Genomic DNA, 23,040 nt, shown 5'->3' on the forward strand with positions numbered 1-23,040 from the left:
CGCCCTTCAGGAGCCTGTGACTGACGGAACGTCCTCGTCGCCAATGGCGTCCGGAACAAACGGCTCGGCAAACCACAGCATGGTTTCGCCATACTTTTTCCCGGCAAACCGGTCCATTCCTCCCGGCCAGGCCGGCTCCGGCGACCTTGAGGACCGTTCCACCACCACCACACCGCCCGGCGCGAGATGCGCTGCGAGCTTCAGCAGCACAGCGGACAGTGCTTCTTCATCCAACGGGTAGGGCGGATCCAGGAACACGAGGTCCCAGACGGCGTCCGCCGCGGCGCGGTCCAGGAACGGCTCCACCTTGGACCGGTGCACGGTCACGGCCTTGCGGCCCAGCACGCCGTTGATGAGGTCTGCGTTGCGCTGGCAGACGGCGCTGGCCTTCCCATCAAATTCAACAAGTTCCACTGCCAGCGCTCCCCTGCTGCCGCTTTCAACCCCCAACGCACCGGATCCGGCGTAGAGGTCCAAAACCCGGGCACCGGAGATCACATCAAACGCGTCCAGGCGGGAGAAGAGTGCTTCCTTGACGCGATCCGTGGTGGGCCTGGTCAGCGAGCCGGGGACGCCGGCCAGGGGCGTGCCACCGGCAGCCCCGGAAATGATGCGGGTCACCGGCGTCCCGCCCCGGCGCCGCAGGTCCAGGGTGCCGTGCTAACCGCGTTCAAGAAACGCCTCCTTTTCAGGGTTGAGGTACTTGTCAATGGCCTGGGCCAGTTCCGGATGGTGTGCCAGGCCGGGGTCCATATTCACCAGCCGTTGCGCGTCGCCGCGCGCCTGCGCGATGAGGTCGCCGTGGTCGATCACCCGCAGCAGCTTGAGGGTGGACCGGCCGCCTGATTGTGACGCGCCGAGGATGTCGCCCTCACGCCTGAGTTTGAGGTCTTCCTGCGAGAGGACAAAACCGTCGGTGGTTGCCGCCACGGCCTCGAGCCTGCGGCGGCTGGGGTGGTCGGGTTCCAGGGCCGTGACCAGCAGGCAGGTGCCCGGCAGCCCGCCACGGCCCACCCGGCCGCGGAGCTGGTGGAGCTGGGAAATGCCGAACCGGTCGGCGTCCAGGATCACCATGAGGGTCGCATTATGGACGTCCACGCCCACCTCGATCACGGTGGTGGAGACCAGGAGCTTGGTTTCGTTGGCCGTGAATCCAGCCATGGCGGCCCGTTTGGTATCCGGGTCCTGGCGCCCGTGCAGGGGTGCCAGTGCAATTCCGGCAAGTGCCGGTTCGGTCAGCAGGTGTTCGACGACGGCAGTCACCGACGCGAGTTCGCGGGCATCCGGACCGGCTTCGTCCGGCGGCGGGCCGGATTCACCAGGGCTGAAGTCGCCGTCGTCGTCGGTGCCAATCTTGGGGCAGACCACATAGACCTGGTGGCCGGCGTCGATTTCCTCCCGTGCACGCGCCCAGATCCGGCCCGCCCAGGCGGGGTTCTCAGACAGACCCACCAGGTGCGTGGTGATGGGCGCACGGCCCTTGGGCAGTTCGTCCAAAGTGGAGGTCTCGAGGTCGCCGAACACCGTCATGGCAACGGTGCGCGGGATGGGGGTGGCGGTCATGACCAGCAGATGCGGGGGCTTGCGTGCCTTTGCCCGGAGCACGTCCCGCTGCTCGACGCCGAAACGGTGCTGTTCGTCCACCACGATCAGGCCAAGGTCGTAGAAGGAGACGTTGTCGCTGAGGAGGGCGTGGGTGCCGATCACGATGCCCGCGGTGCCGGCTGCGGCGTCCAGCATGGCCTGCTTCCGCGCCGGCCCGGACATGGACCCGGTGAGCAGTGTGACCTGCACGGAGCCGCTGCCGCCCAATCCGCCCAGGAGCCCGTCCGCTGCGAGCGGGCCCAGGGTGCGGCGGATCGAGTCATAGTGCTGGGCGGCCAGCACTTCGGTGGGCGCCAGGAGCGCCGCCTGCCCGCCGGCGTCCACCACCTGCAGCATTGCCCGCAAGGCCACGACGGTCTTCCCGGAGCCCACTTCGCCCTGCAAGAGGCGGTTCATGGGGTGGTTGAGGGCGAGCTCCGCTGCAAGCGTTTCGCCCACATCCACCTGGCCGGCCGTGAGCGTGAACGGCAGGTCAGCATCAAAGGCGGCCAGCAGTCCTGCGGGATCCGGCTTCCGGGCGGTGGCTTCCTCGGCCGCAACCGCTGCGCGGCGCCGCGCCAGCGAGGTCTGCAGCACCAGGGCTTCCTGGTAGCGGAACCGCTCCTGCGCGCGTTTCCAGTCAGCGCCGGTTTCCGGCTGGTGGATCAGCCGGTAAGCCTCGGCGATGGACAGGAAACCCTCCCGTCGGGCAACCAGGCGGGGAACAGGGTCCGGCAGGGCCTCAAGGTCCGCGGTTTCCACCAGGGTGCTGATGACGGCCTGGATTTTCCAGGTGGGAAGTTTCGCCGTTGCCGGGTAGACGGGGATGGGCATGGCAGCGATCTTTTCGGGGTCTTTGCTGCCGTTGGCGAAGGGGTCGTTGTCCAGGAGGACAAAATCGGGGTTGGTGAGGCCCAGCGCACCGTTGAAGCTGGTGACCTTGCCGGAGAAGAGCGCCCGCTGCCCTGGGACGAGTTCGGCTTTGGCTTTGTAGGCATTGAAGAAGCTGATCTTCAGGGTGCCGGGGACGGTGCCGTGGTAGTCCTGGCCGCCCACCAGCCGCAGGCCCTGGGCGCCGTCATCATCGGAGATGACAATGTCGGTGATGGTGCCGCGGCGGGCGCGCATGGACCGGGTGGTGCTGGAGACAACCCGGGCCAGCAGCGTTACTTCCTCATCGCGGGGGATGCCGGCGATGGGCGTCAGTTCGGCACGGGTCATGTAGCGGCGGGGAAAGTACCCGAGAAGCCCTTCCACCGTGGTGATGCCCAGGTGCTTTTCCATGACCGCTGCGGACTTTTTCCCGATCCGGCGTTCCAGGGGCAGGTCCGATTCAGCGCTCATGCCCGCTGGAGTTCACTGCGTCCGCAGCAGGGTCGCGTGGCAGCGCGAGGTCGCTGATGCTGATTTGCGAGGGGCTGCCGAGCGACTCGATGATACTGACGGCCTGGTCCGGTTCGGGCACGTGGACGTGGACCCGCCAGCGGTAATTGCCGTCAGGGTCGGCACCCGCGCCCACCTGGCTCATGATGACGGACTCGCCGATCTCGTCGAGGCGCTGCCGCAAAGTGGCGGCATTCAATGGCGACAGGGAAATGGTGCACATAACTTCCACGCCGTCGTCGTCCGGAAGCGAGGCATGGATGTGGGGATCGGACACGTCGTAACCATGCAGGCCATCCACCAGTTCGCTTTGCAGTTCCTGGCCCATAACGGCCGACCGCAGGCAGTCCAGGATCAGCAGCATGCCAACGCCGCCGGCATCCACAACGCGGGCCGTGGTGAGGGCGTCCAGCTGGTCTTCGGTGTGGATGACGGCTGCGAGGGCGCCCTCGACGGCGGCATCAAGGGCCAGCCCCAGGGCATGGTTGCTGTCATCCCCGTTGTGCGCGGCGTCCACGGCTGCGGCCGAACGGGCGGCCGCCTCCATGACGGACAGCATGGTCCCGGGGACAGGGTCGCTTAGCGCGGACCAGGCCCGGATCTGGGCCCGGTGCAGGGCGGCAGCCAACAACGTGGAAGTGAGCCTGGTGTGCCCTGCCAAGGGTTCGGCGGCCGCGCAGAGGAACACGGAAAACAGGGTGCCTGAGTTCCCCCGGGCTTCTTCCATGGCCGCCTGGCCCGCTGCGGCCAGGACAACTCCGACGTCCATCTGGGCCGGCTGGTCCGCGCCTGTCGTCAGGGCGCGGGCGGCAGCACGGACGGTGAGATAAAGGTTGGTGCCGGTGTCCCCGTCTGCCACGGGGAAGATGTTGATGGCGTTAAGACGGTCGCTGTGGTTGCCCAAAGCGGTTTCGGCCTTGCCCAACCATCGCTTCATCGCTTGCGCGTTGGCAGCAACCTTAGTCTGCAAAGTGATCCCATCCCCCGGTGTCTGCGGCCCGGCCCGCAATTCTGACGACCGGGCTTTCTTCGATTCCCAGTGCTTCTATTGAGCCTATCGCAGTGAATCCTGCAGGAAGCTGTATACCGGCAGGGAAAGTCGCCAGCAGCCCATGGTCCTCGCCACCGCCCAGCACCCAGCCGGAAGGATCCGTTCCCAGCAGCTCCACCGCAGGGGCCAGCCCTTCCGCGAGGACTGCCAGCCGGGCCGGGTCGAGGTCCAGTGCCACGCCGCTGGCTGTGGCCATCCGCAGGCCGTCCCGGAGCAGGCCGTCCGAGATGTCCAGCATGGCGGTGGCACCGGCCAGCCTCGCGGCGGGCCCGGCTGAAAGTGGTGGCTGCGGCCGGCATTGGCGCTCAAGGAGCAGCCGCTGCTCCGGGGTGAGGCCCTGGAGGGCGTTGTCCGATTCGAGCAGCGCCAAGCCCGCGGCAGCGTGGCCCACGGTACCGGCGATGGCCAGCACATCGCCGGGCCTGGCGCCCGAGCGAAGAACGGGTGCGCCGCCGTCCAGGCTGCCCAGCACGGCCACGGTAACGCCGATTTCGCTGCCGCGGCCCAGGTCGCCGCCGGCAACGGAGCACCGGGTGGCAACCAGTTCCTTGATCCCGGCAACGAGGCCGTCGGCAAGCGCCTCGACCCAGCTGACTGGGGTTTCCGGGGGCAGGGTGAGGCTGACCACCAGGGACGTTGGGGTGGCTCCCATGGCGTTGATGTCGCTGAGGTTTTGTGCGGCCGCCTTCCACCCCACGTCGAAGCCGGTGGTCCGGTACCCGTTGGGCCAGACCAGGCGGAAGTCCTGGTCCTGGATTTGGGTATCAATGCTGATCACAGTCCGGCCGTCCGGTGCGGCAATGATTGCGGCGTCATCGCCCGGGCCCAGCAGCGTGGCATCGGTGTGGGGCTTCCCCAGGGCCAGGCGCGGGAAGATCCTGGCCAGCAGGCCTGCTTCGGAGAGGGCTGAGACGGGCAGCAGTTCGGGGCTGGTGGAGGACTTTTGTGGCACGGCACTACGGTACAGCGCTGCTGCGACAATGACCTGGCCGGAGAATTTCCCCGCGGGCACGGCCCATGGCAGACTCAGGGGCGTGCGCCTATCAACCAGCGCGGTGAATACCGCCACGCGATGGTTCGCGGTGGTTGCAGGCGGCGGCTTTGTGCTGTGGCTGATCGTGGCGCTTCAACTCTTTGTGAACGTTCCCCCCGCGGACAAGCAGCACAGCGATGCCGTGATCATGCTGGGCGGCCTCTCCGCAGACCGTCTGCCCGCCGCCCGTGGGCTGCAGGACGAGCTGGACATCCCGGTCCTGGTCCTGGCGGAAACGGGATTGGCCGGCAACGCCTCCGCGGACGACGCATGCGACGCGGCGCGCCTCCCCAGCGCGGATCTGGTGTGTTTCCGGCCGGATCCCCTGAACACCAGGGGTGAGGCCATGGCTATTGAACGCCTGGTGAAGCTGAACCACTGGAAATCCGTGACCGTGGTGACCTCCGACTTCCACGCAACCCGCGCTGGAACCCTGGTACGCCAGTGCACGGACGCGGAGGTGCACATGGTTCCCGCGCCGGCGTCGATGGGGCCCGGGGACTGGCTCTGGCGGTTTGTGGTGGAGACCGGCGGCCTGCTGGACGCCACCGTGCGGCCCCAATGCTGAGCTGTTCCCGGCACGGATCGGGGCACCCGTGCCGCCGCGGCTAGAATCAATAAAAATGTCCGGCCGAACTGAAGGGAACCCGGTGGACCCGTCCGAGCAGCCTCTTTCCGGGGCCCCGCGCCATCTTCGGCGGCAGCGGTTCCAGGCGTCCAGCCGGGCGGGCCGGCCACGCAGTGCAGGCCGGCGCCCGGACGAAGCTGCTCCGCCCCGCCCACACCGGCGGGTCAGCCACAGCGCCAAACGCCGCATTGCCGGCGTACTGGTCCTGCTGACCCTGCTGGGCGTGGCGGCCCTGCTCGCCGCGCTGGTGCTGTTTTTCTGAGCGGTCGCCGGCGCCCCGGCAGCCGCAGTTCTTGTTTCCATTCCTAACCTTGGGGGTCCAATGCCTGTTGTTATGCCAATCTTCGGGACGCGTCCGGAGGCCATTAAGATGGCACCGATCGTCCTGGCGCTGCAGGAGGCCGCCGGATTGGACTGCGTGGTTACAGTTACCGGACAGCACCGGGAAATGCTGGACCAGGTCAACAGCCTGTTCGGGATCGAACCGGACCACGACCTGAACATCCTCCAGCCCGGCCAGTCGCTGTCCGGCATCATGACCCGCACCATTGATGGCCTGGACGCCCTTTTTGCGGCTGCCCGGCCTGACGCGGTGGTGGTCCAGGGTGACACCACCACCTCAACGGCGGCAGCCATCGCCGCTTTCTACCACGGCATCCCGGTGGTCCACGTAGAGGCGGGCCTGCGCAGCGGCGACCTGTTCTCGCCTTTCCCTGAAGAGGGCAACCGCAAAATCACCAGCCAGATCGCCAGCCTGCACCTGGCCCCGACGGCTACGAGCAAAACGAACCTGTTGGCGGAAGGGATTTCCGAAGCAGACATTGTCATCACCGGCAATTCGGTGATTGACGCGCTCCTGACAACGGTGGGCAAGGAGATTCCCTTCACGGACCCGCGCCTGGCCGGACTGGCCGCCAGCGGGCGCCGCATCCTTCTGGTCACGACGCACCGGCGCGAAAACCAGGGGGATGCCATGCGTGGCGTAGGCCGCGCGCTGGCGCGGCTGGCCGATGCGGAACCCGACCTGGTCATTGTTCTTCCCGCGCACAAGAATCCGGTTGTCCGGGAGGCAGTACTGCCGGCCATTGAAGCTAAAGCCAATGTCATCGTGACCGAGCCACTGGCGTATGGGGAATTCACCCGCATGCTTGCCCTGGCGCACGTGGTGCTGACGGATTCCGGTGGCGTGCAGGAGGAGGCGCCCAGCCTTGGCAAGCCGGTGCTCGTGATGCGCGACAACACCGAGCGGCCCGAAGCCGAGCACGCCGGAACGGTCCGCCTCATCGGCACCGGTGAACAGCGGATAGTTGATGAGGTCAGCCGGTTGCTGCATCATCCCGCTGACTACACCGCCATGGCCAACGCGGTGAATCCCTATGGCGACGGCGCGGCAGCAGGCCGGACCGTGGCTGCCATCGCGGAGCTGCTCGGTGTGGGGCTGCGGACTCCGGAATTCGACTACGCGGGAAATTAGCGCTGGCCGGCGGGGCCGGGCAGATCAGCCCAGCTGGCCCCGGCGCAGCCTGTCCCGGATCCCTGCCCACCGCGCGGCGAGGTGGCGGTACCACTGGTATCCGGGGGCATCCTCGCCGCCGTCAACTGCCAGGTCTTTGTAGAAGGTGTGAAGCCGCTCGGCGCCACGGGCTCCACCGCCGTAGGCGTAGCCTGCCCAGGCCCGGTACGGCAGGCCTGCGGGCTTGGCCAAGCCCCTCCGGAGCTCCAGGGGTGAGGCTGCAAGGGCGTCTGCTTCCGGTGCGGTTTCGTCCATCAGCGCGTCCAGCTTGTCCAGCATGTCGTTGGAGAACACAAAGATCTTCCGGTGCGTTCCACCCGGCGAGTAGGTGAATTCGCCAAAGACCGGTCCCTCGGGGCTGTCCAGCATGTCAATGCTGACAAACGGCGAATCCGCCTCAAGGGAGAGGCGCTGCGCCCACCAGAGCATTTCCGCTGCGTGCAATGGAATCACCGGCATTCCCGGCCGGGCAGTTTCCGACAAAACGTAATCAGTGTTGCGCCGAAGCGGGCGGAAATCGCCATCAAAAAGTGCCATTTTCACTGGCCCGGTGTTGCGGTCAATCTGGACAATCAGGCCAACGCGGCCCCGGAAACAGTAGAACTTGTAGTCAAAGGGGATCGCCCCCACACCCAGCGTGTGGTGGATCAATTCCTCGACAATCCACACCGGGGCTTTTGTAGCAAAGGACGCGGCCTTTTCAAGTTGAATATCCTTGATGGAATCCAGGGTCAGGTTTTGCAGTGCCATGTGGTCAAAAAACCGGTCGGGGCCCTGCCGCTCCAGGATCATCACGCCGCGTGATGACCAGCCATTGGCCAGCTTCAGCACAAAGAGGTCCGGCAGGCCGGCATCCGCAAGGCCGTCGAGCGCTTCCAGGACTGCGAGCCGCTGCGGCACCCGCATCCCCAGGTTTTCCACGAAGGGATGGGAGATGATCTTCTGTGCCAATTCGCCCCGACGGGCTGTCCCCCGCCGGCGGAATTCGTCGGCGACAAAACTCAAGAACGATGACTCGATTTTTGGCCTGTTAAAGCCCTGTGGATACATTGCTGGAAATCCCCCATTTTTCAGTTGTTTCGGCATTTGTCCGGCCTGCTCGCAGCGGCGCCGGGCAAAGCCCGGTGCAAGTCTAAGGGCGAAACTGTGGGTCATGAAATCGTGAAAGAATTGGCGGACGGCAGCGGCAAACGGCCCGGCCTCCGGAAAGGGAACCAGTGGACAGGCGCGGCTTTCTCCGAAACGCATTGCTCACGGCCGCGGCGGTGCCTGCGTTGGCCGGCTGCACGCCGCAACAGGCTGCGCAGGAGCCCGGGACTCCCGTACGGCCGGATTTCGCCCGCAAGGGCATCGGCATGTCGATCGGGAAGATGTTTGGCGTCGACCAGCTCAACTCACTGGACGTGGATTGGTTTTACTCCTGGGGCGCAGGCTTTCCGGCAGCGCGGCCCCGGGCTGATTTTATTCCCATGATCTGGGGCCGCGAGAGCGTCCGGCAAGGCTCCGTGGACGAGGTCCGGTCGGAGCTGGACCTCAGCCGCGCGGCCGCGCTGCTGGGCTTCAACGAACCGGACCATCCGGCGCAGGCAGACATGAGCGTGTCGAGGGCCGTGAACCTGTGGCCCCAGCTTGAGGAGCCGGGCCTCCGGCTCGGTTCCCCGGCCCCTGTCCAGCCGCTCGGGGATTGGCTCAAGCGGTTCATGGCTTCCTGCGAGGCCAAGCAGCTCCGGGTGGATTTTGTGGCGATGCACATGTACCCGTCACCCGATGCCGGCGCATTCCTGGACACCGTCAGGAAGGTGCACGCTTACTACGGCAAACCCGTGTGGATCACCGAGTACGCCGTGGCCGACTGGGACGCCACCGCCAAGAGACCCAGCCGGCACTCGGCCCAGGACATCCGGGCGTTTATGGCGGACACCGTTGCGGGCCTTCGGGAGATGCCCTTCGTTGAGCGGTTTGCCTGGAAAACCCGCGCCGAAAACGATCCGATCATGGGTGCTTCGGCGCTCTTCCGGAAAGATGGTTCGCTGACGGACACCGGGGAACTGTACCGGTCACTGTAGCGGACCCACCGCGCCGGCACAGATCGGCGCCGGCTGAATTCGCCGAAAGCCGGGACCCATCGTCCTCCTGCCCTTGTAAATGGTCACCGGGGCCACGAAAATATGCGGACGGGTGTCTCCGATCGCCTGTACTCTGCCGAATGGTCTCAACCATCTTTATCCGGGAGGATTCCCAATGGAACGACGTCATTTTTTAAAACTGCCCCTCGCTGCTGCTGCCGTCCCGGGCGCACTGCTCGCCGCTAACGCGCAGCCCGCCCAGGCCGCCACGTCCACCACCACCGGACTGAAGGGATTCGGGTTGTCGGGCAAGGATGCGCTCGCTGCGCAGCAGCTCAAAAGCCTGAACCTGAAATGGCACTACTCGTGGGGTTCCCGGGCCAATTTCTTCGCCCCGCCCTTCGTTCCCATGATCCGGAACGCCGCTGTGCTCGACCAGGACGCCATCGGGATCGTGACCCGGCAGCTGGCCCAGACGAACACCAAGCACCTGCTCGGTTTCAATGAGCCGGATGTCACTGCCCAGGCCAACATGAGCGTGGACAAGGCCATCAGCCTGTGGCCGAAGCTGCAGGCCACGGGCCTGCGCCTGGGGTCGCCGGCCACGGTGGCACCCAGCAGCCCCTGGCTGGCCGACTTTATGGCAAAAGCCAAGAACAAGGGCCTCCGCGTGGATTTCATCACCATGCACATCTATGCCTGGCCGAACGCCACGGATTTTCTGAACAAACTCAACATGCTCCACGACAAGTACGGCAAGCCGATCTGGGTCACCGAGTACGCCGTTGCAGACTGGGGCGCCACGGCGGCCAACCCGTGCAAGTACAGCCGGGCCGAGACCGAGGACTTCATGCGTGCCACGGTGGCTGGGATGCGTGCCATGCCCTTCATTGAACGCTTCGCGTGGAAGACCCGGCCGGCGGGCGACATCAAAATGGGGTGCTCAACCATCTTTAAGAGCGACGGGACGCTCACAAGCACTGGCAGGCTCTGGGCGGCGCTGTAGCGGCCTGATTGGCGCGGGCTGCACCGGAACTGCGGTTACGCCCCGTAGCGGGCCACAACCCGCTGCGCGTGGGCGTACCCGTCCGCCGCCAGCCCGCGCAGGACATCGAGGGCTGAACCGTCACCGGCCGCGAGCCGGACTTCCGCAGCGCGTGCCGTGTGCCACAGGTTTCCTTGGGCCCGCGGCTCATGGAACCCGAGGGCTTTCGCTTCGAATTCCTGGAGCCGGCCGGTGCCCGTGATGGGACCGGCACTGCTCCGCACCAGTTGCTGGACGGCGAACGCCCGGCTGCCGTCCCCGTTCAGGTAGCCGATCAGATGTGCCGCCAGGACAAAAACCGGGCGGGACTTTCCTGGCGCCAGGTTCCCGCTGAGGACCGTGGGATAGCGCCTGTCCCCCTGGACGGCGGCTGCTGACATGGTCGAGTACAGCGTGGGGTGGGCTGTCACTGTTGGTTTGCGGTCCAACGATGCACGGAACACCGGCAGGTCAATGTCGAAGCCTGACAGCGCCGGCACATCCTCGCCCGCCATCGAGCGGTCCAGGAAATCAAGGATCCGGCTGCTGTAGCGGACCATGCCTGTGTCATCGCCTCCGGACGCGAACGTGAACTCACCGAAGACGGGTCCGTCCGGCCCGTCGTAGCAGTCGACTTTCACAAACCGGGTATCAAGCCCCGCTGAAAGGGCGGCGGCCATTTCCAGCATGGCCCCGGCGTGCCTGGGAACAACGTGGTTTTCGGGCAGCCAGCGCTGCTCGTCGATGGTGTAGTCCCTGTCCCGCTCGAGCGGGAGAAACGCCCCGTCAAAAAAAGCCATCCTGGGCGGTGAGACGTTCCGGTCAATCTGGTTGACGTGGGTGACCCGGCCCCGGAAGGCATAGATTTTGTAGTCGAAGGGCAGGGGCTTGCCCGCAATGCCGGAATCAATGCATTCCTCCGCGAGCCAATAGGCGGGCGGGCGTCCCAACGGCACGAGGTCCTCCGCGGTCAGCGTCCGCAGGCTCAGCAACTCCAGGTATTGCCCGCCGCCCAGCGGCTCCAGCACGTAGATGCCCTTGGTGGAGTGCTGGTTGGGTTGTTTGACCACAAAGCGGGGCCCGAAGCCCTCACCGGCCGCCAGGGCCTCTGCTGCGGTGCCAACCTTCGCATACCTCGGCACCGCGTAACCGGCCGCGGTGACGTAGTTGTAAGCCGTGTCCTTGTCGTCCAGCTCCCACGGGACGGGATCAGCTGCAGGATCGTTGAACATGTCGAAACGCTGCCGCATGAGGGATAGATACAGGCTGCCGGAAGTCATTTCTGAATCCTATCCAAGTGGACTGTTGCCTTGCATGTCACGCGCAAGGCTGTCGCTGACCCGGGAGCACAGCAAAAACGCCGGCGGGAATGTTGCATCCCGCCGGCGCCTTTATTACTGCAGTCAGTCCTAGTTGGCGGCAGCCAGGTCCAGCAGCTCACTCTTGTGGCCCAGCGAGACAATGTCCCAGCCGGCGGCGTTCCATGTGCCGTGGTCCAATACATTGCGGCCGTCGAACATACGCTTATGCGCAACGGCCTTGGCGAGCTCCGCGGGATCCACGGAGACCAGTTCCGACCACTCGGTCAGCAGCATCACGAGATCGGCGCTGTCCACCGCTGAGGCGAGGCTGTCCACGTAGTTGAGCCGGGGGTAGCGCTTGGCGGCGTTGGCGTTGGCTGCCGGATCGTAGACGCTGACGTCAGCCCCGCTGTTGAAGAGCCGTGCCGCCACGTCCAGGGCGGGCGAGTCGCGGACGTCGTCGCTGTTGGGCTTGAAGGCCACGCCGAGGACAGCGATGCGCTTGCCTTCGAGGGAGCCCAGGAGAGTCTCCGCAACGTGGACTGCACGGTCGCGGCGGCGGAGGTTGACTTCGTCGACCTCATTCAGGAATCGCATGGTGGAGTCGAGGCCCAGCTCGGAGACCCGGGCCTGCAGGGCGCGGATGTCCTTGGGCAGGCAGCCGCCGCCAAAACCGATGCCGGCGTTGAGGAACCTGCGGCCAATGCGGGCATCAAGGCCAATGGCGTCAGCCAGGGTCCGGATGTTGCCGCCCACAGTTTCCGTGACTTCGGAGAAGGCGTTGATGAAGGAAATCTTGGTGGCCAGGAAGGCGTTGGCTGCAACCTTGACAAGCTCAGCCGTCTCGAAGTCGGTGGAGATGAAGGGCGTCTCACGGCTGAGCGCATCCGCATAGACTTCGCGCAGGATGGCCTCTGCCGCGGCAGAATCGGACCCGATGACCAGGCGGTCCGGCCGCAGTGTGTCTTCCACGGCGAAGCCCTCACGCAGGAACTCCGGGTTCCACGCAAAACCGACGCTGACGCCGTCGCGCGCTTCCTCTGCAGCCAGCGCCTTGAGGCGGCGGGCCGATCCGACAGGTACTGTCGACTTGCCCACGATGAGGGAATCCTTGGTGGCGGCGCGGGCAATCGCGGAGACGGAAGCGTCGACGTAGGTCATGTCCGCGGCGTGCTCACCGGCGCGCTGGGGGGTTCCGACGGCAATGAAGTGGACATCGCCGAAGGCGCCGGCCTCTTCAAAGGACGTGGTGAACCGGAGCCGTCCGGACTCGGTGTGCTTGCGCAGGAGCTCCGGCAGGCCAGGCTCGTGGATGGGCAGTTCGCCCCTGCTGAGGCTGTCGATTTTTTCCTTGTCGACATCAACGCCGAGGACTTCGAATCCCAGCTCAGCCATGCAGGCCGCGTGGGTCGCGCCAAGGTATCCCGTCCCGATAACGGTAAGTTTCAGTGTCACTAGTCCCCCAGTTGCCGCGGTAAATTCTTGAAAGAGTTCAGGTTCCTGCTGCATGCAAACGACGCAACCAAACGCGTCCACTATATCGTCAGGGCCGGGAATGCTCCCCATCTGTTGCCGCCGTGGTGGTTAACGTCATGTTGCCGGGGGCACCGCCCACCGGGGGCCGGCAGCCTGCCGCTGCGTCCTATACTGCTCCGGTGGAGAAGATTCAGATAGCGCCCGCGGACTATCACCTGCTGACCGAAGCGGGGTGGTACGCCGTGGATTTCGGTAAATTCGAGCTGAACTTTTACTTCCGGCCATCGGCGGCGAGGAAGGCCTATGTCATCTCCCCTGGCTTCTTCAAGCGTGCAGACCAGCCGCACCCGTATTTCCAGCGGATCCGGATGTTTTCCGAGCTGGACGGGATCGGAATCTCCATGGCGGATCCTTCCCTTGACCTCGCCGATGACATCCAGATCGGCTGGTTCCTTGGCTCGCGCTGGGTGGACTACACAAAAACAATTGCCGCTTACCTTGAGAAGCTGTTCGCCCACTTCGGCATCGCCAACCACGATGCCTTGTTCTTTGGCTCCTCGGGCGGCGGGTTCGTTTCCCTGGTCCTTGCCACCCATATCCGCGGTGCGAAAGTGCTGGCCATGAATCCGCAGACCGAACTCCTGCGCTTCCATGACGTGCGTGAACTGTCCAGGGTCCTGGAGGCGGGCTGGCTCGGTGTCAGCAACATGAGCATCCAGCGGGACCACGCGCACCGTTTCAGCATCGCTGCCCTTTTTGACAGCGAGCAGTACATCCCGCACGGGATCATCATGGTCAACACCTACGATCCGTGGCACATCGAGCACCATATCGCGCCGATGATCAAGGGAATGGTGAACAAAGACATCGGTAAGCCGGGGCTGCAGGTCCGCTTCTTCAGCAGCGAGGCCGCCGGCCACAACCCGCTCCCGGTCAACCACATCATCCCCGTGATGCTGGAGCTGAACGGGGCCTAGGCTTTCCGCCGGCGCGGCCGGCCCCGCGCGCTATCCTGCAGCCGTCCTGCGGAGCAACCGGAGCCAGTTCCGGGCGTAGTGGCCCACCACTTTCTGCTGCCGCAGGTGCGCATCGATCTCGGTCCGGTCCAGGGCCGGACGCGTACCGGTCCCCGCCAGAGCCTTTCCCACGACTTTACCCACGGCCTCGGACAACCTGAACCGGCCGACGTCGTCCGCTTCCTTGGTCGCGGCGGCGAAAGTGGCGGCGTCGTCGAATCCCGAAACCAATTCCCCGGCAATGGCGGCGGTGTCCTTGCGGGTAAACCCGCGGCCCGAAAAGTTGTGGTATTCACTGGCGTCGAAGTTCTGCGGCCCCAACCAGCCTGGACCGCCGAACTTGTCGTAGCAGTAGACAGGGACGCCGGCGAGCAAGGCGTACTGGACGGTCTTGCCGATGGTGATGACGCCGTCCAGGCCCGCGAAGGTCCCGGGCGTGACCCGGAGGGGCTTTGAGTCCTTTAGGCCGCCGGTGCCGATGGGCTGGAATTCGATACCGGCAGGCGGGGCGTCAAAGAGTTCCGCCAGTTCCGCCGGCACGTGGTTGGAGACGATGCCGAACCGTCGCTTCAGTCCCCGTTCGCCGGGCACGGCCTGGCTGAAGGCATCCGGGGCAGGATTCGCGAACACCATCATCCGGTCGGCGTCAAAACCGGCGGCGGAGCCACTGGAGCGGTGCAGGTCGAGGGTCTCCGGTGAGTTGTACAGGTGCAGCCCGGCGAGCCGGGCCTCCATCCCTGCCGACCAGGACATCTCCAGCGGATGGACCGATGACATGTGGTTGAACACAAACGATGTGTGTTCCGGATGGTTCAGGAGATAACCCGGCACCAACTGGTGATGGATCCAGGCGAGCCCGGGCGGGTCGCTGGCAAGCCGTTCATCCAGTCTGGGATCGTCCAGGTCGAAGCAGGCGATGTTGGGCCGGCCGGACAGGTGCGACATCACGGGCGGCCCGATGCTCCAGGTACCGATGGTGACTTTGCTGCCGGCGGCCGCGAAATGCTCAGCCAGTTCCAGGGTGACCATTTCGGAGCCGCCGTAGCTCAGGAGGTGGGCCTGCGAAATAAACACATGCGAAATCGTGGGGGTCGTGCTGTCCATCCGCGGGCTACCTCCATTGGTACCGTTTGAATCGGTGCGGGCGTGGCGCTGCCACGCCCGCGGGTGCTTAGTTTCGTTTGGCGCGCACTGCCTTCAGCAGCGTGGCGGCCCTGGCATCAAAATTGTGCTCGTCGCGGATCCGCTGGCTGATGGCTGCCATCTGCGCGTCATCGGGGAACCCGTCCGGATCGGCCAGGACCTGCTCCAGTTCTTCCACCGTGGTGTAGGTCCGGACAGCGCCGCCGAAGATCTCGGCGATCCCGTCTACCTCGTCGCTGATGACCCTGGCACCGGACGCCACAGCGTCGTAGAGCCGGTTGTTGGCGAACCCCCAGCGGGCCATGTCCTCGAAGTGGTCATTAAGCACCACTGCCGAGGAGCCGTAAAGGCCCGCCAGGTCATCGTTGGAAATGTAGTCGTCAGCCACCATCCCAGCGGGGATGAACTGCTCCCACCGCGGACCCCAGACGCTCACGTCCTTGCCCAGCCCCACGCAGTCGGCAACAATTTTGCGGCCAATGGGTTTGCGGGGGCCGCCCACGAATGTCAGTCCGTATTGTGTGGCGCCGGCTTTCGCGGCATCCGGGTGGAAACGCCGGGGGTTCGTCGCCTGGGGAAGGTAGTGGGCGTTGATGCCCCACTCGCTGGATACGTGCTCACACCAGATCCGCGACCCGCCGAAAACAATGTCGAACCCAAGCAGCTCATCCCTGGTGATCAGGTCCGGCCGGCTGATGGCCCACAGGACGTTGGTCTTACCCGGCTGCGGTTCGCAGCGGACCAGCCCGCGGATCACCAGCACCACATCGTCCAGGTGGTTGGACGGCCGCGAGAATGCTCCTGCGCGGTCCACCAGCGCATCCTGGCCCAGTGCCTGGAGCGCTTCAACCAGATCCGCGGCGTAAGGGACATCGCCCCACCGGTCGCCGCCTGAGCTGAAGTCGGCACCGATTTTGATGGCCCACCGCAGGCGTGGTTCTGCCACTTCGGCTTCAGCGGCGGCGGCCCGTGACACAACGGCCGACGCCGGCTGGAGCCTTGGGTGCCGGGGGGCAACCACCGCGTCAACAAGGAGTCCAAGGTCGCCGTAGTGCGCTGCCAGGCTGCGGACGGGTCCGGTGCCGGCGGACAGCCATTCCGCGTCGCCGGCGGTGAGGGCAGCTTCTTCAGTGTAGGAGTCGGCGGCGTGGTCCACGGCGAGGGCCTCGCCGGCGCAGACGAAGTCCCCGTCCGAGCCGGTTTTGAGGCGGCGCAGGAAGTCGATGATGGCAGCGTCGCCGGCGAAGACGTTGGTGAACCGGCCCAGCCGCTCGAAGTCAGTTGCCCGGACACAGAAAGCCGCCGGCGCCAACTCGTCCAGGTGTAGGCCATTGTGTCGGCGGGCATCGTCAATGGCCAGCCCCTTGAACAGGGGAATCGCCAGGCTGTTCCGGTGGGAAACTCCGCCGCCGGACACTACAACACCCACGCCGTCGGTCAGGAGGGGTTGGGCGCCGATGACGGCGGCGTCCGCCAGCCGGTCAGCAAGTTTTCCGGCGGCGCCGGCCCGGAGTTCCACGCCTTCCCGCAGGAACACCAGGTTCGGCGCCGTGGCGTGTGCCGAAGCGATGTTGTTGGCGATGGCCGGCGTGTAGCGGCGGGGAAGCTTGAGGTACTTGAGGTGCGCGATGCCGGCAAGAGCGGTCCGGAGCCGGAGGGACGTGCGGAAGCCCGGAACTTCGTCCACGACGATCAGTTCCACGGCGTCCGCGTCATCCGATTCCTGGATCTGGCGGATGCTGCGGACGGCCAGGTCGATACTGTCCGTAACGCGCATGATCACGGAGACGGCAGGGGTATCCGTGCGCTGGTCAGCCAGATCGGGCACAAACCGGTTCTGCAGGTTCTTGCCGAGCACGGCGAATTCCCAGTTGGCCGACTCGCGCCGGGTAATCCGGTCCTCGTTGTGGTCATCCACGTAGTCGCAGCCGATGAAGGGGAAGTACTCAATCGTGGCTGTTTCCGTGATCCGCAGGACCAGGTCGTAGTCCACCCAGCGGCGCAGGGACGCGTCGAAGCCACCCAGCTTGCGGACAAGGGCCGTCTGGACCACCAGCACGTTCAGGTCCACGTAGTTGCGGACCAGGAGCTTCTCGGCCGTGATGATCTGCCCGGTGTATTCTTCCCGATCGTTGAGCATCCTCACCGCGGAGTAGGCGGCGAGGCTGCCTTCCACGGACAGGCCGGCGTGCATGTTCTTGAGGAAGTCCGGCCGCCAGGTGTTGTCGGAATCAAGGAAGGCGAGGAATTCGCCCCGTGCTTCGTCGATGCCGCGGTTACGGGCGGCGCAGACTCCCTGATGGTCGGCTTCCACGAGGCGGATGCGGGGGTCGGCTTCGGAGAGCGCACGGACCACGTCCTGGGTTCCGTCGGTGCTGCCGTCGTCCACCACGATCAGTTCCCACGCGCCAAGGCTTTGGTGGCGGACGGAGTCGATGGCTTCCTCGATCACCAGGGCGCGGTTCCAGGCAGGCATCACAATGCTGACAGCGGGTTCACCGCCCTCAGCCGGTGCCGGAACGTCGTCGATGCTGGCAAGCCACACGTCTTCTTCGATGGCGGACCAGGTGGTCCGCCGCAGCGGCTTTTTGCCGAGTTCGATCTGCTTGGCGTTCCTGGCGTGGGCGATGACCAGTGCCCGCGCATCCAGCCAGCCGGGCGCCGCACCGATCAGCTTGTCCGGTGCCGGCAGTTCCCGGTCGCGGCCTGCCCGGAACCGGGACAGCAGCAGGGAGCCTTCGTCGGCCGGATCCGTGAAGAGCGAAGGGTCAAACAGCCAGGACCAGCGGTGCTCGCGGGACTGCTGGCTCCTCAGGTAGGTCAGGAGCGCCTCGACGTTTCCGGCCTTGTAGGCTTCCCGCAGGTGCAAGGGGAACATGCCGAGGTCAAACAGGGGGTGGAAACTCAAGCCGGCCTTCATGCCGAACTGGACCAGATGCCTTACAGCGGCGCGTTTCGACTCAAAGTCCCGCCCGCACTCGGCGGCGTAGTACTCGGCGTCAAATACCTGGGTATCGACGAGGCGCTGACCGCGTACCGCGATCGGGGCCAGGGATTCCTTAGGTGTGCTCACGTAATGCATTTCCTTCGTTCGGCGATGATGGGTGGGCGCCGGAGCGGCGGTTGGTGCTACTGCACGGCCGCGAGTTTGGGCGCAAGGGCATTGGTGGCCAGGTCGAAGGCTACCCGCGAGAGCCGGTCCGGTCCGCTGAGACGCATAAACGCCTTGAACAGGTTCCGCGAGTTGTATCCCACCATCGCCGGCATGGCGAGGTCGGCTTCAGTCAGGGATACGCTGCCCCAGGTGCCCATACGGTGCTCCCAGTAGAAAATATCGTTCGGGTCGTAGCCCGCCAGCCGTTCGGTGGTGAACGAGGTGCGGTCCATCATGTCACCGAAGAGGTTGCGGGTGACGTTTGATCCGGAGTTGACGTCGTAGGCGTTGGCGAGCTGGCGGACGCTGACGCCGCTGACCTGGTTCATGGTGCCTTGGTAGAAGCCGCGCATGACCTCGCCGCCGAACCCGCGGACGAACAGGCCGTCGGGAACTTCAACCGCGGACTTCGTCAGTTCGGCGAGCCATGCGGATCCCGCACCGCGGTAGTAGGCGGTGGCGAGCCTGTAGGCGTGCGAAAACACGTCGTCGGCGTTGTTCAGCGTCAACCGGTTGGGGATGCCCCACACATGGGCGTGCACCCCGTACTGCTGGGCGAGCTCGCCCGCAATCCTGGCATCCTTTGAGTTGACGACGTTGCCTTTTTCACTGCGGACGTAGGTGAAGACGTAAGGGTTCAGGTCCTTCACGGCGGCGAAGACGCCACGGCTGTCGGTGCCCGCTGTGAGCCCGAGAACGGGCCGGGAGGCGCGGTGCTTCAGATACGCGGCCATTCCCTCCAGGTGTCCTACAAGGACGGCGGCTGCGTCCTCGTTGCCGATCTGTTCGCCGGCCTCTTCCCGCGGCCAGAACCGTTCGGGGCGCTGTTCCGTGAGGTGGAGTTTGGTGTTCGGGGTGAGCTGCAGGACGTTTTCGTAGGGGGAAGCAACGCCGGGCAGGTACTTGACGTCCCGCTGGACGTAGTTTTTGGACATGATGAACGGGACAAAAAAGTCGGCGAAATTGGCACCGATGGCTTCGCGGACCAGTTCAGCATGCGACGCCGCCACAGCCGGGCCGGCTGCTGAGTAGAACACCGACCGGGATCCCATGGCATCCTGGTAGATTTCGGTGCCCGCGGGCGAGTGGACGACGAGGGCGAAACGTCCGGCAAGCCGGTCCAGCGTCGCGTAGAAGGCGTCCTCGTGCTGGATATCGTCGAGCAACTGTTCCAGGACTGCTGATTCCGCGAACACTGCACGCTCGGGGTCGAAAGCGGACCCAAGGATGGCGACGTGGATTCCGTGGGCGGAGCCTGCCGTGACGGAAGTATCAGGGTGGGTCAGGAGTTGCAGTCCGCCCAGGACAGCATGCTGCCAGCCCGGCCGGGCCGGGACCTGGCGGCCGGATTCTGTGATCACAAAGCCGTTGCGGAAGTACACGCCGCCCTGGTTGCCAATGGCCCGTTCGTCAGATGTTGAAGACATCATCGATTTCCCAGGTCCTTTCCTTGAAGTGCTTCGGCCGGAATGATGGTGAGGTTCGTGCCAAAGAATTGCTGGTGTGCGTCGTCGATGTGCTTGAGGAAGCGGCCCCGGGACGGTGGGGCGTGCCCTTCCTCCTGGCGTTCAGCGTGGAAACTGATCCTGCCGTCGGGCGTGGATCCGCCGGTGTCCGGATCCACGCCCAAGGAAAGGGCAAAGGGTGCGTAGTGCGCCTCGAAGTGGAACCGGTCCCGGGTGTTCTGGACAAAGCGGACGTAGTTGGTATCCGCTGAGGCCTTATAAAGCTTACGCATGTTCACGCGTTCACCGAATTCCGCTTCGATGTCGTTGAGCGAGCCACGGTCCTTGAACGCAGCAGCCGTCAGGGCCCTTTTGTGGCTTGGGAGATACCCGGCGATGGACGTCTGCGGCGAAAACACCACAGCGGCCGAGCCGGCAATCTGCCGGGAGAGTGCCAGGGCGCCGAACCCGCCGGCACTGCTGCCGACGCACATCACCCGGGTGTATCCGCCGTTCCGGGCAATGGCCCGGACACTCTCGGCGTATTCGGAGATCAGGTCCTGCTGGGCGCTGCCGATGTACCAGCCGATCTCCAGCGAACCGCTCTGTTCCAGCGTGCTGTCGGAAAGGTACAGGCGGGCGCACTGCACCTGGTTCAGGGTCCGGCGCCACTCAAACCTGGGCACTTTGAACCGTCCCCGGTTCAGCGCCCCATGCAGGGAAACGATGAGGGTGCCGCTGTCGAACGGTTCGTAGAGCATCCGGCCGTGCAATCTTCCCGGTTCGCTGGGCTCAACAACAAGGTGCACAGGGTGGTCGGGGAGCTGCTCCGGGGCAGACTCGGGATGCCAGGAAAGGATCGGAGCGTTGTGCGCCTCATCCCAGGCGCCGGGGTCGTGGTCAGTCATTGGTGATTCCCCTGGTTGGTTGGTCATGCTGTCACAGCCGTTTGGTGGTCCGGGCGGAAAGCTTCGTCTTCGAACTCCGGCTCAGCGTACGGAACGAGTTCAAGGTCTGAGGCCCGCGCAAGGTTCTTCCCGATCGCTTCGTAGACTTCCTGCTCGGCTGCCGTCCACCGGACGGGCGCGCCGAAGATCTTCTCCACGTTGCGGGACACCACTCCGACTGAGTACCGCTGTTCCCGCTTTGCGCGGTTGTAGGGCGAGGCAGATGCGTGGACGACGACGGACTCCGCGGACTGCCCGCTGCGCAGCTCACGCGTGTATTCGAATGCCGTCGGGTCAAAGATGTGGACCACAGCGGAGGATACGGCGTCCGTGATTTCGACGCGGTGCAGGGTGCCCGCGTCGAATTCCTCCATGGTGGTTTTCGGGAAGGAAGCGTCGATGGAGAGGGTGTTGATGATACTTGGCACGTGCATCACGCCCACCCGCTGGTTCTCCGCCCGGGCGTCCCGTACGGCGTTCCAAAGCGGGGCCGCCATGGGCTCCGGCGCGGCGAAATCGCCCACCACCAGGACCCCGAGGGCAAGGGTTCCGCCGCGGACGGGCAGGAACTTCGCCGGAGCGGGGAAACACCTGACGCCCGGTTCGAAGGTCATAAAGCCGCTGTGTTCGCCCTGTTCCACCTTCTCGTGCCAGTGCTCGTAGGCGGACCTGTAGGCTACCCGGTCCGGAGACCGGTAACCCAGCCTGAAATCGTCCATGGAGAGGTTGCTGGCGCCGACCAGTGAGAGGGTCAGGGGAACGTTGGTGACTTCCAGCGGTTCCTCACGGCTGACCAGCATCCTGTAGCGGAGGATGAATTCGGTGTCGGCTGCCTTCCGAACCGTGTCCCAGAAACCCAGCTTTTCCCGGATCACGTCCACGGGGAACATCGCCGAGACGTGCGCCGGTGTTACGTAGGCGCCCCGCCAGCCGCGGTAGTGGAACATCAGGTCCTGGTCCGCCCGTGCCCAGGGGGCGGAAACAAGGCGGTTGTCGGTCCGTTCGACGGCGGCAGCCACCAGCATCTCGATTTTCTGCGGGTGCTGCCAGTCGTCGCCGTCGAAGATGGTGAGGAACTGGCCGGTCGCGAGGGAATAGCCGATGTTGCGTGAGGTGTAGGCGCCGGAGTTGGGCGTATTGCGGATCACCTGGATCCGGCTGTCGGCTGTTTCCCATTTGTCCAGCCTCTGGGTGTACGGGTCGCCGGAACCGTCGTCCACGATGATGATTTCGAGGTTGCGGTAGCTCTGGTCAAGCGCCGACTGGATCGCGAGATCGGTGTACTCGTCCGGGCGGTAAACAGGCATAACCACGGTGACGAGGGGCCCGGTCTCCACTGCGTCCACGGCAGTGGCCGCGAGCCTGGCGAAAGCCGGTCCGGAGCCCGTGCGCAGCGCTATGGTGGCGAGTCCTGCGGATTCGTAGACCGCGTTGATCTCAGCCAGCCATTCCTCGCCGGTGTGGCTTTGGTGGCGGAACGGGTTCTTGGCGTTGGCACGGAACAGGTGCAGGTCGGTCGGGTTCAGCTTCTCCGCGTCGTACAGGCCCTGGAACTTGAGGGTCTGGTCGCCCCTGCCGGTCTGCGACAGTGCGTCCAGGTAGAACTCGCCGCGTTTTTTGCCCTTGAAGGGGGCTGCCCCAAGCTTTTGGTAGACAAACCGGTAAATGGTGACGGCGTTGAGCATGTCATCGGCCCGGAGATTCTGGCGGTAGCAAAGGTCGGCGATCAGGAGCAGCCGGATCTTGACGGTTGAGTCCAGGACCTTGGTGGCCTTTTTCTTTGCCGGTCCGCCCTGGCGGTACATTTCCAGCGCGGTTTCCAGGTCCTTCCAGTTCCACTGGCCGTTGGTCACCATCCTGACCAGGATGTCGCGGCCGTCGAGTGACCTGAGCTTGGTGAGCCGTTGCACCAGTTTTGCCGGCGTGAGTCTGGCGTCAGTGGCCCAGACGGAATCGGTGCCGAAAGAGGCTTTCGCCGGCGCCGGAGCCGGGGCCGGGACTGCCTGCAGGGCCAGGGCGCTCCGCCGGGCAGCAGTCCGCGCACCCTTCAGCAGCGCGTCCACCTTCAGCGCCGCTGCGGTGCCGCCGAGGAACAGGAGGATGAGCGCCGCAATGAGCACCACGGGGGCACGGAAATAGGCAGCGGCAATGCTCACCACAAACAGGAGGACGCCCGCAAGAACCGCCATCTTCTTCTGGCCGGAAAGCCTGCCGAAGCGGCGAATGAACTGCCGGACCGGAATCTTTGAGCCCAACGATTGATTGGTCTTTTGAGA

At 65.1% G+C, this 23,040-nt stretch carries 18 protein-coding genes; 6 read left to right on the forward strand and 12 right to left on the reverse strand.

What is annotated here, in order from left to right; translation table 11 throughout:
- Nucleotides 1-6: 6 nt before the first annotated feature.
- From rsmD to thiL, 4 genes are read right to left on the reverse strand one after another with little or no spacing between them, the layout of a single operon-like run.
- On the reverse strand, nucleotides 7-621 hold the full coding sequence (rsmD, locus tag ACRB8A_RS11375; RefSeq protein ID WP_050687035.1) for a 16S rRNA (guanine(966)-N(2))-methyltransferase RsmD: 615 nt from the start codon (nucleotides 619-621) through the stop codon (nucleotides 7-9).
- Between the two features lie 39 nt (nucleotides 622-660).
- Nucleotides 661-2,928, reverse strand: a complete 2,268-nt coding sequence (locus ACRB8A_RS11380; RefSeq protein WP_056597376.1) for an ATP-dependent DNA helicase RecG — start codon at nucleotides 2,926-2,928, stop codon at nucleotides 661-663.
- Nucleotides 2,918-3,904: a DAK2 domain-containing protein gene (locus ACRB8A_RS11385; RefSeq protein ID WP_432244724.1), complete on the reverse strand. Its 987-nt coding sequence runs from the start codon at nucleotides 3,902-3,904 to the stop codon at nucleotides 2,918-2,920. Before ACRB8A_RS11385 ends, ACRB8A_RS11380 begins: the two co-directional genes overlap by 11 nt.
- Before the next feature lie 22 nt (nucleotides 3,905-3,926).
- Complete coding sequence (thiL, locus tag ACRB8A_RS11390; protein ID WP_432244725.1) at nucleotides 3,927-4,970, reverse strand: thiamine-phosphate kinase; 1,044 nt, start codon at nucleotides 4,968-4,970, stop codon at nucleotides 3,927-3,929.
- 82 nt (nucleotides 4,971-5,052) lie between these two features.
- Between thiL and ACRB8A_RS11395 the strand changes: the two genes are divergently transcribed.
- Genes ACRB8A_RS11395 through wecB form a run of 3 tightly spaced genes read left to right on the forward strand, consistent with a single transcriptional unit; the run spans nucleotide 5,053 to nucleotide 7,153 of the window.
- A complete protein-coding gene (locus ACRB8A_RS11395; RefSeq protein ID WP_235504665.1) occupies nucleotides 5,053-5,619 on the forward strand; it encodes a YdcF family protein in 567 nt (188 codons plus the stop codon).
- A gap of 55 nt (nucleotides 5,620-5,674) precedes the next feature.
- Complete coding sequence (locus tag ACRB8A_RS11400; RefSeq protein ID WP_432244726.1) at nucleotides 5,675-5,941, forward strand: hypothetical protein; 267 nt, start codon at nucleotides 5,675-5,677, stop codon at nucleotides 5,939-5,941.
- A 60-nt stretch (nucleotides 5,942-6,001) separates the two neighbouring features.
- On the forward strand, nucleotides 6,002-7,153 hold the full coding sequence (wecB, locus tag ACRB8A_RS11405) for a non-hydrolyzing UDP-N-acetylglucosamine 2-epimerase (RefSeq protein ID WP_050687026.1): 1,152 nt from the start codon (nucleotides 6,002-6,004) through the stop codon (nucleotides 7,151-7,153).
- Nucleotides 7,154-7,177: 24 nt separating this feature from the next.
- Here the strand turns inward: wecB and ACRB8A_RS11410 are convergent, their stop codons facing one another.
- A complete protein-coding gene (locus ACRB8A_RS11410; protein ID WP_432244727.1) occupies nucleotides 7,178-8,197 on the reverse strand; it encodes an ATP-grasp fold amidoligase family protein in 1,020 nt (339 codons plus the stop codon).
- 350 nt (nucleotides 8,198-8,547) lie between these two features.
- Between ACRB8A_RS11410 and ACRB8A_RS11415 the strand changes: the two genes are divergently transcribed.
- Together ACRB8A_RS11415 and ACRB8A_RS11420 are read left to right on the forward strand one after the other, a co-directional pair.
- A complete protein-coding gene (locus ACRB8A_RS11415; protein ID WP_050687021.1) occupies nucleotides 8,548-9,258 on the forward strand; it encodes a glycosyl hydrolase in 711 nt (236 codons plus the stop codon).
- A gap of 175 nt (nucleotides 9,259-9,433) precedes the next feature.
- Nucleotides 9,434-10,264, forward strand: coding sequence for a glycosyl hydrolase (locus tag ACRB8A_RS11420; protein ID WP_050687020.1), 831 nt, complete (start codon nucleotides 9,434-9,436; stop codon nucleotides 10,262-10,264).
- 35 nt (nucleotides 10,265-10,299) lie between these two features.
- Here ACRB8A_RS11420 and ACRB8A_RS11425 read toward each other — a convergent pair whose 3' ends face one another.
- Both ACRB8A_RS11425 and ACRB8A_RS11430 read right to left on the reverse strand, forming a co-directional pair.
- Nucleotides 10,300-11,562 (reverse strand): ATP-grasp fold amidoligase family protein, encoded by a 1,263-nt coding sequence (locus ACRB8A_RS11425; protein WP_285240981.1) that lies wholly within the window; start codon nucleotides 11,560-11,562, stop codon nucleotides 10,300-10,302.
- A 129-nt stretch (nucleotides 11,563-11,691) separates the two neighbouring features.
- Complete coding sequence (locus tag ACRB8A_RS11430) at nucleotides 11,692-13,032, reverse strand: UDP-glucose dehydrogenase family protein (protein ID WP_050687051.1); 1,341 nt, start codon at nucleotides 13,030-13,032, stop codon at nucleotides 11,692-11,694.
- 206 nt (nucleotides 13,033-13,238) lie between these two features.
- Between ACRB8A_RS11430 and ACRB8A_RS11435 the strand changes: the two genes are divergently transcribed.
- Nucleotides 13,239-14,036 (forward strand): hypothetical protein, encoded by a 798-nt coding sequence (locus ACRB8A_RS11435; RefSeq protein ID WP_432244728.1) that lies wholly within the window; start codon nucleotides 13,239-13,241, stop codon nucleotides 14,034-14,036.
- Nucleotides 14,037-14,066: 30 nt separating this feature from the next.
- Here the strand turns inward: ACRB8A_RS11435 and ACRB8A_RS11440 are convergent, their stop codons facing one another.
- From ACRB8A_RS11440 to ACRB8A_RS11460, 5 genes are all read right to left on the reverse strand, one after another.
- Nucleotides 14,067-15,179 carry a hypothetical protein gene (locus tag ACRB8A_RS11440; protein WP_432244729.1) on the reverse strand — a complete coding sequence of 371 codons (1,113 nt, stop codon included), beginning with the start codon at nucleotides 15,177-15,179 and terminating at the stop codon, nucleotides 14,067-14,069.
- A 67-nt stretch (nucleotides 15,180-15,246) separates the two neighbouring features.
- Entirely contained in the window at nucleotides 15,247-18,291 is a 3,045-nt protein-coding gene (locus tag ACRB8A_RS11445) for a glycosyltransferase (RefSeq protein ID WP_432244730.1), read from the reverse strand.
- A gap of 56 nt (nucleotides 18,292-18,347) precedes the next feature.
- Nucleotides 18,348-19,802, reverse strand: coding sequence for a hypothetical protein (locus ACRB8A_RS11450; RefSeq protein ID WP_157370904.1), 1,455 nt, complete (start codon nucleotides 19,800-19,802; stop codon nucleotides 18,348-18,350).
- Nucleotides 19,799-20,725 carry a hypothetical protein gene (locus tag ACRB8A_RS11455; RefSeq protein WP_432244731.1) on the reverse strand — a complete coding sequence of 309 codons (927 nt, stop codon included), beginning with the start codon at nucleotides 20,723-20,725 and terminating at the stop codon, nucleotides 19,799-19,801. Before ACRB8A_RS11455 ends, ACRB8A_RS11450 begins: the two co-directional genes overlap by 4 nt.
- Before the next feature lie 23 nt (nucleotides 20,726-20,748).
- On the reverse strand, nucleotides 20,749-23,019 hold the full coding sequence (locus ACRB8A_RS11460; protein WP_432244732.1) for a glycosyltransferase family 2 protein: 2,271 nt from the start codon (nucleotides 23,017-23,019) through the stop codon (nucleotides 20,749-20,751).
- Nucleotides 23,020-23,040: the final 21 nt, after the last annotated feature.

Source organism: Arthrobacter sp. G.S.26, from assembly GCF_050847375.1.
In the GTDB taxonomy this organism is placed as follows: Bacteria; Actinomycetota; Actinomycetes; order Actinomycetales; family Micrococcaceae; genus Arthrobacter.

Bases quoted from the DNA above. Each gene is read 5' to 3' on its own strand.
- ACRB8A_RS11380 (WP_056597376.1), bottom strand. From the start codon at position 2,928: ATGAGCGCTGAATCGGACCTGCCCCTGGAACGCCGGATCGGGAAAAAG.
- ACRB8A_RS11385 (WP_432244724.1), bottom strand. From the start codon at position 3,904: ATGAAGCGATGGTTGGGCAAGGCCGAAACCGCTTTGGGCAACCACAGC.
- ACRB8A_RS11400 (WP_432244726.1), top strand. From the start codon at position 5,675: ATGTCCGGCCGAACTGAAGGGAACCCGGTGGACCCGTCCGAGCAGCCT.
- wecB (WP_050687026.1), top strand. From the start codon at position 6,002: ATGCCTGTTGTTATGCCAATCTTCGGGACGCGTCCGGAGGCCATTAAG.
- ACRB8A_RS11415 (WP_050687021.1), top strand. From the start codon at position 8,548: ATGTCGATCGGGAAGATGTTTGGCGTCGACCAGCTCAACTCACTGGAC.
- ACRB8A_RS11420 (WP_050687020.1), top strand. From the start codon at position 9,434: ATGGAACGACGTCATTTTTTAAAACTGCCCCTCGCTGCTGCTGCCGTC.
- ACRB8A_RS11425 (WP_285240981.1), bottom strand. From the start codon at position 11,562: ATGACTTCCGGCAGCCTGTATCTATCCCTCATGCGGCAGCGTTTCGAC.
- ACRB8A_RS11440 (WP_432244729.1), bottom strand. From the start codon at position 15,179: ATGGACAGCACGACCCCCACGATTTCGCATGTGTTTATTTCGCAGGCC.
- ACRB8A_RS11450 (WP_157370904.1), bottom strand. From the start codon at position 19,802: ATGATGTCTTCAACATCTGACGAACGGGCCATTGGCAACCAGGGCGGC.
- ACRB8A_RS11455 (WP_432244731.1), bottom strand. From the start codon at position 20,725: ATGACTGACCACGACCCCGGCGCCTGGGATGAGGCGCACAACGCTCCG.